Source organism: Roseibium alexandrii DFL-11 (assembly GCF_000158095.2).
GTDB lineage: Bacteria > Pseudomonadota > Alphaproteobacteria > Rhizobiales > Stappiaceae > Roseibium > Roseibium alexandrii.
Genome location: NZ_CM011002.1, coordinates 1,682,479 through 1,696,056, shown reverse-complemented (window position 1 = coordinate 1,696,056; position 13,578 = coordinate 1,682,479). Strand labels below are relative to the sequence as shown.

Genomic DNA, 13,578 nt, shown 5'->3' with positions numbered 1-13,578 from the left:
GTACGGCTGTTTCAAAAGCCGCAGCCCGTCAAGCGGTAATTCTCGCGAGCAGTTCCGGCACCTTGCCGATGTGGTCGATCTGGTAAAAACGGTCGGATGCTTCCGGAACATCGGCTTCTTCGAGCGCCCGTGTCTGGCCGAAGGGCACATGCGTTCCATAAGAGCCCGCGGCGAGTGCCGGCAGCACATCGGATTTCAGCGAGTTACCGATCATCATGGCCTCTTGAGCCCCTGTGCCGTGGCGGCGGAACAGGGTTTCATAGGTCTCCGGCGTCTTTTCCGATACAATCTCCAAAGCGTCGAAATAGCGGTCGAGCCCCGACCCGGTGGCCTTGCGCTCCTGATCGAACAGATCGCCCTTGGTGATCATGACCAGCCTGTAGTGATCTTTGACCGCCTTCAGCGTTTCCAGGACATAGGGCAGGGGCGTTGCCGGTTCGCTCAAGATCTCCCGTCCAGCTTCGAGGATCTGGGAAACCACACTTGCCGGCACTTTCCGGTCGGTGACCTCAATCGCGGTTTCGATCATCGACAGAGTAAAGCTTTTGATGCCGTAACCATAATGCAGGATGTTGCGTTTTTCCGCGTTCAGCAGCCGGTCTTTGAGACCTTGCGGATCGGTGTATTCGGCGAGCAACTCTGCAAACCGGTCCTCCGTCAGCCGGAACAAATGTTCGTTGTGCCAGAGCGTGTCATCGGCATCAAAACCCAGCGTGGTGATTTTTTCGCGCACGGTTGTCTCGTCTCATCCCAAGGCCGCTTGGCAGCAGCCGATCCCATTGCGCGACAACCATAAGGCAGCGCCGTCAAAATCACGTGTGCCGGGTGAGGACGATTTGAAGGTTTGGGGCAAGGAATTGTTAGGGATGAGGTTTGGGACCGAACAGCGGTATTGGATAAGCCCGCTCCGTGTCACCCCGGACATGGTCCGAGGGTTCATGACGTTTCGTTTGCAAACGCTCCGTCCTTGGCGTGTGTTACGGCAGGTGGCCGGTACCTTTCGCCGGCTGGTCCACAAAGTCTTTATCGTGCCCGTCATACCCTAATAGGGCTTTCTAATATACCTAGGGTATATGTGTCACTGCTTCTGCTGTGTGCTGATTCGCTTCCTGTCTCCTTGCTTGAAAAGGCCTGCCCATGTCGATTGAAGATGAGCCTAGCACTGACAGTCTTTACGACAAGCCGCACGTCTATTTTCTCGTGCCATACAATGCCGACGTTGACGCGGAACAAGATGAACTTGGAGCAATGCTCCGCCTCGGGGAATATAGCGACGTTGAAGAAACTGCCCGGTTGGACGGTTTTATTGATGAGTACTATCCGGATCAGCACATTCAAGATTCAGCGGCTGATGGCAAGACATCAACCGAAGTAGCGGCAGGAGAAAAAGACCATGCAAAGGGCATTCTGTTGGCCTGCGATGGTCGCATTCTATTGAAAACCCGCGGAAAAATGTACTCGGACACTGCTGATTTTCACCAAAGAACCCGCGGGACCTACAAACTGATCATTGAAGATACATACACAGTTACCGTGTCCGGAGACGTATCAATCACGTCAACGACTGGCGATATCAACATAAAGGCATCTGCAGGCGAGATTGTGTTGGAAAGCGGTACCGACAAAGACATCATCTTACGCGCAGGCACGAGCACAAATGGCGATGCGACAGGAATGATTTATGAATACTCAAAAGGTCATTACAAGAGCATTCTGGGGGAAGAGTACAAGGTCAGTGAAACAGAAAATACATTCACAACAGGTACATCCAACAATTTTTATTTCGGTGCAAAAAGCACGATCAATGGTGACGCCGACTTTACTATGACGGTCGGCGCATCTGCCCTTGTGAAGCCTTTGCTTAACTTGACGATTACGGGGATCGATGTTTCGTTCGCGGCGTCCAAAACAGATCTCAAGAATGTCTATCTTGCGGTCCGCGGCGTGCAAACGGAAAGCCAAGCGCTAAAAGCGTCGGTCAGAAGCTTGAAGTCAGAAGTCAACGCCCTTCACACCGACACTTCGGAACTGCGCAACGAAACGGCGATGCTGACAACGAGTGCAGAGGGAGTTGTCTCGAAAATCAACAGCATGGACGCCGAGATCACCGAGCTTAAGGCGGTGATTTGATGGACGGATGGACCGCGAGGGGGCAGCGCTTTTCTTCGGCTTCTGACCACACTCCTCATCCCCGGACCCGGCTCCGGGGATCCATGGCGGTTCTTGTCCACTCGGTGAGGCGTGCATGAAGGACAAACATCAAGTTATGGGATGACTGGGGGAAAACGCGGAGCAAAGGTGGATCACCCCGCCTCTTCAAACTCCGCTGACAGCTCCAGCCATTCTTCTTCTGTCTTGACCAGTTTCTTTTCGCAAAAGGCGCGTTCCTTGGCGAATTTTGCGGCGCGGTTCGGGTCGGTCTGGAAGAATTCCGGATCTGCAAGCATGTCGTCGATCTTGGCGATTTTTTGCTGCAGACGCGTCATTTCCTTTTCCGCAGCGTCAATCTTTTGCCTGAGCGGTTTCAGCTGGCTGCGTTTTTGCGCAGCTTCGCGGCGTTTTTCCTGAGCGCTGGCCGCATCAGCCTCCGCCGCAGCGGCCTTGTCGCGCGCTTTTTGGGCGGCTTCCGGGCCTTGCAGGATCAGTCGCTTGTAATCCTCCATGTCGCCGTCATAAGGCTCGACTTTGCCATCAGCCACCAACCACAGCCGGTCTGCGCAGGCTTCGACCAGATGGCGGTCGTGGCTGATGAGAACGACGGCACCCTGATAGTCGTTCAGCGCCATGACGAGCGCTTCGCGGCTGTCGATGTCGAGGTGGTTGGTTGGCTCATCGAGAATGAGAAGATGCGGACCGTCGAAGGTCGCAAGGCCAAGCAGCAGCCGGGCCTTTTCACCCCCTGAGAGGTCCTTTGCCGGAGTTTCCTGGCGGTCGGTCGGCAGGCCGAAGCGGGCAACGCGGGCGCGGACCTTGGCTTCCGGGGCATCCGGCATCAGGGCGCGCACATGGGCGACCGCGCTTTCTTCCGGGCGCAGTTCGTCCAGCTGATGCTGTGCAAAAAACGCAATCTTCAGCTTGGTCGCCTTGGTGATCTCGCCGTCCATGGCCACAAGCCGGTTGGAAATCAGCTTGGCAAAGGTCGACTTGCCGTTGCCGTTGGCACCGAGGAGGGCAATCCGGTCATCTGTGTCGATATTCAAAGTCAGGCGGGACAGGATCTTGGTATCGCCATACCCGGTCGAGACGCCTTCCAGCTTGATGATCGGCGGAGCAAGTCGGCCTTCCGGATCCGGGAAATGGATCGGCTTGGAGCTCTCTTCCGTCAGCGCTGCGATCGGCTCCATCCTTTCCAGCATTTTCAGCCGGGCCTGCGCCTGCCGGGCCTTTGACGCCTTGTAGCGGAACCGGTCGACGAACGCCTGCATGTGCTTGCGCTGTACGTCCTGTTTTTCCTTGGCTTTTTCAGCCAGGATCATCGCCTCGCGGCGTTGCCGGTCGAAGCTGTCATAGCCGCCGGAGTAATAGGTCATCTTGCCCCGGTCGAGGTGGACGATGCTGTCCACGGCCTTGTTCAGGAGATCCCGGTCGTGGGAGATCAGCAGCACCTGGTGCGGATAGCGCGCGACGTAGTTTTCCAGCCAGAGCGTGCCTTCCAGATCCAGATAGTTGGTCGGCTCGTCAAGCAGCAGCAGATCCGGCTCGGAAAAAAGAACCGCGGCGAGCGCGACCCGCATGCGCCAGCCGCCGGAAAAGGCCGAGCAGGGCCGCTGCTGGGCGGCGGCGTCAAAACCGAGACCGGACAAAATGGCTCCGGCCCGCGCTTCGGCCGTATGAGCGCCAATGTCGGCAAGCCGGGTGTGGATCTCCGCGATCCGGTCCGGATCGGTCTCAGTCTCTGCTTCGCCCAATAGTCTGGTGCGCTCCGTATCGGCGGCAAGCACAACTTCCATCAGCGTTTGTTCGGTCCCCGGCGCTTCCTGGGCCACCTGGCCGATGCGCGCGCGCTTCGGGATCTGGACAGACCCTGTCTCTGAAGAAAGATCCCCGGTGATGATCTTGAAGAGGGTCGATTTGCCCGCACCGTTCCGGCCGACAAGGCCGGTTTTGGCCTTGGCGGGCAGGGTCACGCTGGCTTTGTCGATCAGGAGGCGGTCTCCGATCCGATAAGTCAAATCCGATATCTGCAACATGGGCCGTGTTTGGCGAAACTGGCTGATTGATGCAAGTGGAAAGGTTCATGAGGCCGCGTTGAACCGGCAACCTGTGGCAAAGCTGCAAGACTTTGCCACAGGGGCGGCTGGTTCAGTTCTCCAGAAACATCAGAATCTCGTTGAGAATCCTCTGGTGTTGCAATTCGCGATCTGCACCACCTTTGACGCACACCATTTCGTCGCCGGGTTCGTGTTCTTGCAGGATTGCAAAGCCTTCCGGCTTGCAAACGCCCATGAAGTCGAAGTGCCCCGCGTCCTCAAGCTCGATGTGGACGGTGAGGGCTTTGGGCAGGGCGCTGGCAAGAGCACGGGACTCCAGATCCTGGTCCAGCATATCTGCCCGCCCGGCGCCAAGAACTAGAACCGGGATCGCAACTGAGGACAGGCTTGATCGCGACAGGACCGGTGCGCCGCCCAGATCCAGGCTGATGATCTTCCGGATCCGGCTGTCTCGAAGGTTTTGTTCCATCGCACGCCTGTCTTCGGGCGTTTCAGCAACCGACCAGCCGCGCAGGATGTCGCAAACAACGGGAATTCGGGTGTCGCCAAAGCAGCCCTTATCGTAAAGATCACCATCAAACCGGGCACCGCCTGCAAGCATGACCGTGAATCCGCCGAGCGAATGGCCGGCCGCAGAAACTCGGCTTTGATCGATGAAGTCCCGCCAGGTGCTGCGCTCCGTCAGGTGTGTAATCAAGCGCGACAGATCCTTTGGCCGTTCCCAGAGCTGTTGGGCTTGCAAAGGATCGCGCAGGAAAGAACTTGTCCCGGGGTGATTGACCATCGCAACGACATGGCCATGCCTTGCAAGTTCTGATCCGAGCCAGGCCTGATTGAAGGTGTTGCCGAACATGCCGTGCGATACGACCAGCAGCGGGTATGTCCCGTCGGCAACTTCGGCACCTGGATCTGCGGGCGCCATTTGCCAGACCTTGCTCCTGTCTGCCCGCGGCGCGTGGTTCGGCGTTGGCGTTGGATACCAGATGTGACCGGCCAGCGGGCGATCGGTTTGGTCGTCTTGAACCTGGAATTCTTGAACTCCCGGGCCAAACGTCGCTGAGAAAGTTGTTTCAGCGGGGGCGGCACCTGCGGGCCGTGCCGGCAAGACGGTGAGTGCCAACAGGGCCAGCATCATTGGCAGATGGCGGCTCGGTGAGATTGGAAATGAAGAGGTCATAACAGCTCCGGGTTTCAACAAAGGACTGTGCCTGAGATGAGATGAGGACCCCCCTGATGACAACCGCCTGACGGCCTGTGTCCTGTCCTCAAACGTGATAAAGGACAGGGAACTCAAACCTTTTTCCATTTGGCCGGACCGGCATGATCAGCATTCCCGTATCGTTTCTTCTCGCAGCGCTTTTTCTTGGGCTATTGCTGTCCGTTGTTTTCTGGCGCGGTCTTCCGGTCATAGCCCGGCTATGTTTTGCTTTGTTGCTGGCGCTGCTGGTTCTAGAGACCGTTTTTGTCGGTTTGCGTTTTGCCTTCGGGATCTTTTCTTTCCTGCCACTGCAGCGGGTGTTGCCGGTGTGGATCGCGCCGCTTGCGTTCCTGAGTTTCCTTTCGTTGACGCAGGCCTTAGAACGTCTGCGAAAATCCTTTTTGTTTCATGGTGTCATCGCCAGCGTCGCAGCCATGCTGGTGCTTTTCCCGCAAGAAGCGCGTGTCTTGCCCGACGTCGTGATCGCGCTGAGTTTTACCGCCTACGCCGTGCTGCTGGCGCGGCATTGGCTCCGCGGTCCGGATGAGCTCAGCCAGATCCCAGTTCAGTTGACCGGCCGCTGGCACCGTATCGAAGCGGTCGTTCTTGCCACGATGATTGCAACTCTGATTGTTGATGGCGGGATTGCGGTCCTGTTTGCGCATTCTGAAGAGAGGGCGGCAGCATGGCTCGTGTCATTGGCGACACTTGGTTTGATCACAACAGTGGCCGCAGTGCTGATGTGGGTGAACTTGGGCGCCAAAGGCGGTTTGCGCGCGGCGGCCCGGCCGGCTTTGAATGGGGGGAACGAGAAGATCGTTCAGAAGGCGCACGGTGTTTTGGTGGAGCAGGAACTGTTTCGCGATACCGGGTTGACGGCGACCCGGCTCGCACGGCGTGTGGGGGTTCCGGATCGTGAGTTGTCACGTGCGATCAACGCAGGCAAGGGGCAGAGCGTCAGTCAGTTCGTCAATCATTTGCGTGTGGAAGAAGCCGCGCGATTGCTGACCACGACTGATGCACCGGCAACACAGGTCATGGAAAAGGCCGGTTTTTTGACACGCTCGAATTTTTATAGAGAGTTTCAGAAACGCTATGGGATGCCGCCGGGCGATTACCGGAAGAAAATGCAGGCTGCCGATTAATTGTCGAACGTCAGATCGGCGAGATAGAGTTCAGCCAATCCACCCAGAAATTCGTGGCACAGGATCACTTCCCGCGTGTCCGGGTCCCAAAAGGCATTTTCGACCCCGCAGCTTGACGCGCGGAATGTCACAGGCTCGGGCAGATTATAGAAGGTGTCGAGCTCGTCGGCGACCTGTTCCAGGATTTCTGCTTCCCGCAGGAACAAGGCAACGCTTTCCAGTCCCGAAGGGGCCGCATCATGGACAACCTTGATCCGACCAGCCGGCGTATCGCCCTCGCGCAGGTACGGGTCGGTTACCGCTTCCCAGGAATCGGCTGTTTGCTCGTAGTCAAAGGCGCAGGTCTCGATGCGTTCTTCCGGGAGCTCAAGATCACGCGCCAGATCCAGGAACGCATCTTCATCCGCGCCGACCATCAGGCAGAGGATTCTGTAGCCGCGTTGTTCATCGAGATCATGTTCACCGTAAAAGATGAGGTCATCGCTGCCGAACGATGCAACCAGGAACCAGCCAATCATCGCATTGATCAACAAAAGGTCCGTCTCATCATTGTCAGCAGCCAGCATGGATAAGGTCGCAAGATTGTCGACGGCGTCTTCTTCCTGGCCAAGGACCGGGATGCTGAGTTCGGAGACCAGCATATGCCCGGCCTCGTGATAGGCTGCGAAGAGCGCATTGCCGCCGACGAACACCAGGAGGTCTTCCAGATCTTCAGAGGGCAGTTCTGAAAGCCGTGCGTCTTGGGAAGCGAAGCTGTTTGCTCTAACATTGTCTATTGATGCGATTGCCGCAAAACTGCCGAGCAAAACCAGTCCCGCTGCAGAGAGGCTCGTCCGAAGCAATGGACGGAAACGGGTCAGGACGTGGCGCATTCAGCGAACCTTTTTCAGGCAGGTGTAATCTGGTCTGGTATCAGATTAGGCGGCAATTGGGGGGATGACCAGCGGCCTTAAGATCCAAGCAGACAGTCATCGACATGAAAATGTCATCGCCTGCCCCCCTTGCGGGCAGGGCGGGGCCCCGTTATGAAGGCCGCGAAATTCAAAAACGGATGCAGGATGCGGCGGACCAGCCGGTCCGACCCACTAGCTCAAGAAAGACGACAAAATGGCGATTGAACGCACGTTTTCCATGATCAAGCCGGATGCCACCAAACGGAACCTCACCGGCGCTATCGTCAAGAAGTTCGAAGACGCAGGCCTGCGGGTTGTTGCTTCCAAGCGCGTATGGATGTCTATCCGCGAAGCTGAAGCATTTTACGCAGTTCACTCCGAGCGTCCGTTCTTCGGCGAACTGACTGAATTCATGTCTTCCGGCCCGACTGTTGTTCAGGTTCTTGAAGGTGAAAACGCGATTGCGAAAAACCGCGAAGTCATGGGTGCAACCAACCCGGCGGACGCTGCTGAAGGCACCATCCGCAAGGAGTTCGCCTTGTCCATCGGTGAAAACTCCGTTCACGGTTCCGACGCCCCGGAAACAGCTGCAGAAGAAATCGCCTTCTGGTTCTCCGGCACCGAGCTGGTCGGCTAATTTTTCTTAGCTGTTTTGATTTGAAAGGGCTGGCCGCGAAAATCGGCCGGTCCTTTTTGCGTTTTGGAGAACACCTTCTGTTTTCTCCGTGCCGCCCCGGGCTTGATCCGGGACCACCTCCAAACGGTGATGTCATGTCCCGGCGCGAGGCCGGGACGGCGAGGGGGGTAAAGCGCCACTGGTACACCTTGATACAATTCCATACCTCTTGGTGACAGCATCTGCTTGACGATGCAGTCATATTGAGCGTGTCTTGGGCTTAAGACACGGGAGACTTGGAGATGCATAAAACGGCATTTCTCATCTGCGCACTGGCTGCCTCACCAGCAGTAGCGCATGACAGTTCGGCACCTTTGACAGGTGAAGAAGCGCTCGAACATCACCATTTAGGAGAAGGTGTTTTGGAGCTGCTGGTTCCTGAAGCCGAGGCCTCTGCGGACATCACGGTGGATGGCAATTCAAGGCGGATCCGTGCCAACGGTTATCCGATCAAGAAGCCAGGCACCTTTCCGAACCGAAACAATCCGCACAGTATTTCCAAAAAGAACTACAACCTCAAAATCCCGCTAAACCCGCGAAAGACCGGTCGCGCAACAAATGCCCAAGGGTCTGTATTCGGCATTGCGATCAACGGTGTTGTTATGGATCCGGGCACAGCCGAATACTGGCAAAACAACCGCAGGTCGGGGTGGAATTACGAAGCGCTGGGCGGGGCCTGCAAGTTGGGGCTCGACACATACAATGCCCACGTGCAGCCGGATGGGAGCTACCACTATCATGGCATTCCGACAGGGATTCTGGCCTCTGAAGGTGGCCGGTCCGTTCCCGCGCTGATCGGCTGGGCAGCTGATGGATTTCCGATCTACGGCCCCTATGGCTATTCGAAATCTGAGCAGACGTCGGCCGTGAAGAAGCTGAAAAGCAGCTACCGGATCAAGAGCGGAACCCGTCCAAGCGGACCGGGCGAGCGCTACAATGGCAAGTTCACCCAGGACTGGGCATATGTTGCCGGCGCAGGGGATCTGGACCAGTGCAACGGCCGGGTTGCCGTTACACCGGAATATCCGAATGGGACGTATCACTACGTCCTTACAGATAGTTTTCCGTACATTCCGCGCTGCTGGATGGGCGCGCCGGACTCAAGCTTCAAGCGGTTGAAACGTCGGGCCGATGTCCAAAGTGATGAGGCAGAAAGTCAGTTCGCGGCACTTGCCGCCGACCCCGCTACAAACAGACCCACGATCGGCTTCACCGCCATGAGCGACAACAGGGAGGAAGCCCTGACGCTTATCCAGGCTCAAGGCGGGCATCGGCCACGGTTTCTGCAAGGCGGCCACCGCCCACCACCGCCCGGAGCCGGACCTCGCCAGGGCCAACGCCGCCAAGGCGGCCGCAGCCCTTGCAGTGGCAGCTGAATAAGGAGACAAGGGTGCGTGGGCGCATGCATTCTTGTCATTCGCATAAATAGTGCGTGTGCCCCACTGTTTGATATTGGGGGCTGTTTATGGATCGAAAACTCGTGTTGACGTTGGTTGCTGGCGTGTTGACCTCAACGTGTGTTTGGGCGGCAGATGATGCTGGCGCCAGTTTCATGGAACGCTGGGATGTGAACAACGACGGCGTCGTTTCTATCGAAGAAGCTGAAAAGCGCAGGCAAGCTCTTTTTGCAAAGCTTGACACCAACAAGGATGGCTTTCTGGACAGTAATGAGTTTTTAGCAGATGCCCAAGCTGAACCGGAGACACAGTCCGCAGACACGTCCGTCCTGATGGGCCTCGATCTGAATGACGTGGATGGCGATGGCAAAGTGTCAGCCGGTGAATTCATGTCGAATTCGGGCACCTGGGTCGACCTGATGGACGAAAACAAGGATGGAGTGGTCAGTGCCGAGGAATTTCAGACCAAATGGCACGACCGCGACGCGCGGATCAAATTGCTTGGCGGATAAGCGGAGACGCGGTCGCTCTAAATGTCACCCGGACAAAGCTGTGCTTGACGGTTGTGCGCGCGAAAAGGGATAAGGATCGCTCGTGTTCAAAGACCGGAATGATCCATGACGCAGCAGCCGCCAAAATCTGCATTTTCCGCCTGTCCGCATGACTGTCCGTCCACCTGTGCATTGGATGTGCATTTTTACCCTAATGGCGATGTGAAGCGGCTGAACGGTGCCAAGGACAACGCGTATACCGCCGGTGTTATCTGCGCCAAGGTCGCCCGCTACGCCGAGCGGCTTTATCACCCGGAGCGCTTGCTGAAGCCCTTGCGGCGGGTTGGGAAGAAGGGGGAAGGGCGGTTTGAGGAAATCTCCTGGGACACCGCACTGGACCTGATTGCCCAAAAGTTCCTGGAAGCAGAAGCCGAATTCGGCGCAGAGAGCGTCTGGCCGTATCACTATGCCGGGACTATGGGGCTCGTGCAGCGCGACAGCATTCACCGCTTGCGCCATGCCAAGGGCTACTCCCGCCAGTTCGACAGCTTCTGCACCAACATGGCCTGGACCGGATATGTCGCAGGCACCGGCAAACTGGCCGGGCCTGACCCGCGCGAAATGGCCGTGTCCGACCAAATCGTGATCTGGGGCACCAATGCGGTTGCAACACAGGTCAACGTCATGACCCACGCGATTGCAGCCCGGAAGGCGCGCGGGGCGAAGATCATCGTCATCGATGTCTATAAGACAGAGACCATGAAACAGGCTGATATTGGCCTGATCCTGAAACCGGGCACCGATGCCGCACTTGCCTGCGCGATCATGCATGTGCTCTTCCGTGATGGTTTTGCCGATTGGGATTATCTGAGCAAATACACAGACTTCCCGAAGGAACTGGACTCACATCTTCAAACGCGGACACCGGATTGGGCAGCCGCGATCACCGGTCTTGAGGTGGCTCAAATCGAAGAGGTCGCCCGGTTGATCGGCGAGGTCAAGAAGACCTTCTTCCGCCTTGGGTACGGGTTCACCCGCGCGCGCAACGGTGCGGTGGCCATGCATGCGGCGGCTTCTATCGCAGCGGTCACCGGCGCTTGGCAAGTTGAGGGGGGCGGTGCGTTTCACAACAACGGCGCGATCTATCAGCTGAACAAGGAAATGATCGAGGCAAACAGCCTGATCGATCCATCTGTCCGGACGCTGGATCAAAGCCTCATTGGCCGGATCCTGACGGGCGATCAGGACGCGCTGGTGGGCGGGCCTCCGGTCAAGGCCATGCTGATCCAGAACACCAACCCGATGTCGGTCGCTCCGGAGCAGGAGCTTGTCCGCAAGGGGTTTGAGCGTGAGGATCTCTTCACCGTCGTCCACGAGCAATTCATGACGGAAACCGCCGAAATGGCAGATATCGTCCTGCCGGCAACGCAATTCCTCGAACACGACGACATCTACAAGGGTGGTGGCCATCAGTACCTGCTGCTTGGGCCGAAAGTGGTTGAGCCGCCTGAAGGGCCGAAGGAAAATCTTTTTGTTTTGAATGAGATCGCGGCCCGTGTTGATTCAAAGTCTCATGCAGGCTTTGAGAAAAGCGCGCGCGACCATATTGCCTGGATGCTGGAAAATTCCGGCTATGGCACCTTGGAAAATCTGGAAGCAAACAAGTGGATCGATTTGCAACCGGATTTTGCGGAGGCGCATTATCTGAACGGCTTTGGCCATGCGGATCAGAAATTTCATTTTAAACCGGATTGGGGCCGCTCCGCTGCTCCCAACAAACCGGCAGGCGACCCTTTCGGTCCGTGGCAGCAGATGCCCGAGTTCCCGGACCAGTGGGATGCAATTGAGGCAGCAAACGAGGCATATCCACTACGGCTGGTGACGGCACCAGCCCGCTCGTTCTTGAATTCCAGCTTCAACGAAACCGATGGCTCGCGCAAGAAGGAGGGCCGGCCGGAAGTCTGGCTGCGGCCGGAGGATGCCGAAAAGTTCGGGATAGCCGATGGCGCCAAGGTGAGGATGGGCAATGCGCGCGGCGCGGTCACGCTTCATGCGCGGTTTGTTGAGACGGTCGCTCCGGGCACGGTGATTTCGGAAGGCATCTGGCCGAACGAGGCTTTTGAGGATGGCCGTGGCATCAACACGCTCACCGGCGCCGACCCGGTCGCCCCTTACGGCGGTGCGGCCTATCACGACACAGCCGTGTGGGTGCGGGTGGTATAGATGCTCAAGCTACCCTTCATACAGTAGATAGTTCATGAGAAGAGTTCTTCTGACATCATAAGCAATTTGCCGATTTCGTTCGACTTGCTCATTTGTTTCGGAGATCCATTCCCGATATATGGTTTCGCTAGGTGCGAAGACACGATTGATGAGGCTACCTTCGCTTTTCGTGTTCAGCTCGGGAAGTTCTTCAATCACGGCCTTTGCTTTCTCGGTATCTGAAATGTTTTCTTCAAGATGCTTTCGGAACAACCGACTGATTTCCGATGCGATCTCGGGGTTAATATATAGCGGACGTAGTGCCAGAGCAGTCGGCTCCACGTCTTTATCAGATCCCGGAAAATTGGCATTCATATCTGTAGTGAATGAAAACTCGTCGACGTTTTTCCCGCTCATTGATGTCGACTTGAGTACAGCTGATGCCCAGGGTATCTGTCGAACCAGTGGTTCTATTGCATCTAGAGATAGCGAAAATTCTTGCTGAGCCTTGAGCGTAACTGTTGAGGAAACTGCGAGATCTCCTTCGAAGCAGTACACGGTCTCCGGTATTACCCATCCACCACTAGCCCCCGCCCAATTAAGGTACTTGGGGCACTTGGATGCATCTATGACTGTTGGTATGTCGAACAGACCAATCGCCAGATCGCTAGCATAAGCTCGGAATGCGGACTGGTTTCCTGAACCCGAATAAGTTGCGATATCCTGTCGGGAAATAGTGTTTTCGTAGGATCCTCCTAAACCGAGTATTCCACCATTTATGGTAAAACTTTCGTACCAATCGATGTTTTGACTGGTTGTTTTGACAGCCAAGGTTCTTTTTTGCCGAAGCGGCGATGTGCTGCGACTTGATCTAATGCAATTGGAAAGACTATGAACTCGATAGTTTTGAGGCCCAAATATTTTGACTAAGTCACCAGCTTTCATCGGTCGGAATGTGTTCAAGACAATGATGCTTGGGTCACTGAAATAGCCTCGGTAGAACTCACGATCGATAATTTCTTGCGCGGATTTTGGTTGTGCGGCGAGCATTAGGAAAAGAAAAGCGGTTATAAGTCGAGCCATAGTTGTCTCCATAAAGAGGCGAGCTGCGGACTTAATATAACTTCAAGTAGCAGAGAGTCATGCGTTTGCTGTATTTCACGCTAGTGCTTTTCTGTAAATCGCGAACGTACCCGTTGGGTCTCGTCGTTCAGAATTGGGCAGGAGAGCCCTCAAAAGAGTGGTGAGCGGTTTGTTAAGCCTAGAATCCGATCTTGATTTTCAAACTGTTAGAGTTTTTGTCTAGAAAGGCCTAAAGGACGCGGTTCGCCGATTTCATACTGAAAGTTTTTATCTGATTGGAGT

11 protein-coding genes are annotated in these 13,578 nt (G+C 56.1%); 6 read left to right on the top strand and 5 right to left on the bottom strand.

Annotation, left to right across the window (positions count from 1 at the left end):
• Window positions 1-28: 28 nt before the first annotated feature.
• The gene (locus SADFL11_RS07805; protein ID WP_008194778.1) at window positions 29-733 is read right to left on the bottom strand and encodes an HAD family hydrolase; all 705 of its coding nucleotides are present in this window, start codon (window positions 731-733) and stop codon (window positions 29-31) included.
• Between the two features lie 404 nt (window positions 734-1,137).
• On the opposite strand from SADFL11_RS07805, the gene SADFL11_RS07800 reads away from it, so the two are divergent.
• Complete coding sequence (locus SADFL11_RS07800) at window positions 1,138-2,130, top strand: hypothetical protein (RefSeq protein WP_008193561.1); 993 nt, start codon at window positions 1,138-1,140, stop codon at window positions 2,128-2,130.
• A gap of 173 nt (window positions 2,131-2,303) precedes the next feature.
• On the opposite strand, the gene SADFL11_RS07795 is transcribed toward SADFL11_RS07800, so the two are convergent.
• Window positions 2,304-4,190 (bottom strand): ABC-F family ATP-binding cassette domain-containing protein, encoded by a 1,887-nt coding sequence (locus SADFL11_RS07795; RefSeq protein ID WP_008193810.1) that lies wholly within the window; start codon window positions 4,188-4,190, stop codon window positions 2,304-2,306.
• Window positions 4,191-4,302: 112 nt separating this feature from the next.
• The gene (locus SADFL11_RS07790; RefSeq protein WP_209002763.1) at window positions 4,303-5,388 is read right to left on the bottom strand and encodes an alpha/beta hydrolase family protein; all 1,086 of its coding nucleotides are present in this window, start codon (window positions 5,386-5,388) and stop codon (window positions 4,303-4,305) included.
• 143 nt (window positions 5,389-5,531) lie between these two features.
• Between SADFL11_RS07790 and SADFL11_RS07785 the strand changes: the two genes are divergently transcribed.
• Window positions 5,532-6,554, top strand: a complete 1,023-nt coding sequence (locus SADFL11_RS07785) for a helix-turn-helix domain-containing protein (RefSeq protein ID WP_008191692.1) — start codon at window positions 5,532-5,534, stop codon at window positions 6,552-6,554.
• Here SADFL11_RS07785 and SADFL11_RS07780 read toward each other — a convergent pair.
• On the bottom strand, window positions 6,551-7,426 hold the full coding sequence (locus SADFL11_RS07780) for a DUF4344 domain-containing metallopeptidase (RefSeq protein WP_008189462.1): 876 nt from the start codon (window positions 7,424-7,426) through the stop codon (window positions 6,551-6,553). The genes SADFL11_RS07785 and SADFL11_RS07780 overlap by 4 nt on opposite strands.
• A gap of 235 nt (window positions 7,427-7,661) precedes the next feature.
• On the opposite strand from SADFL11_RS07780, the gene ndk reads away from it, so the two are divergent.
• From ndk to SADFL11_RS07760, 4 genes are all read left to right on the top strand, one after another.
• Entirely contained in the window at window positions 7,662-8,084 is a 423-nt protein-coding gene (gene ndk / locus SADFL11_RS07775) for a nucleoside-diphosphate kinase (protein ID WP_008196269.1), read from the top strand.
• A gap of 281 nt (window positions 8,085-8,365) precedes the next feature.
• Window positions 8,366-9,499: a YHYH protein gene (locus SADFL11_RS07770; protein ID WP_008189538.1), complete on the top strand. Its 1,134-nt coding sequence runs from the start codon at window positions 8,366-8,368 to the stop codon at window positions 9,497-9,499.
• Window positions 9,500-9,588: 89 nt separating this feature from the next.
• Window positions 9,589-10,032 (top strand): EF-hand domain-containing protein, encoded by a 444-nt coding sequence (locus tag SADFL11_RS07765; protein ID WP_008190719.1) that lies wholly within the window; start codon window positions 9,589-9,591, stop codon window positions 10,030-10,032.
• Window positions 10,033-10,137: 105 nt separating this feature from the next.
• Window positions 10,138-12,234, top strand: coding sequence for a molybdopterin-containing oxidoreductase family protein (locus tag SADFL11_RS07760; protein ID WP_040451867.1), 2,097 nt, complete (start codon window positions 10,138-10,140; stop codon window positions 12,232-12,234).
• A gap of 9 nt (window positions 12,235-12,243) precedes the next feature.
• Here SADFL11_RS07760 and SADFL11_RS07755 read toward each other — a convergent pair whose 3' ends face one another.
• Window positions 12,244-13,296 (bottom strand): hypothetical protein, encoded by a 1,053-nt coding sequence (locus tag SADFL11_RS07755; protein WP_008191594.1) that lies wholly within the window; start codon window positions 13,294-13,296, stop codon window positions 12,244-12,246.
• Between the last annotated feature and the right edge of the window lie 282 nt (window positions 13,297-13,578).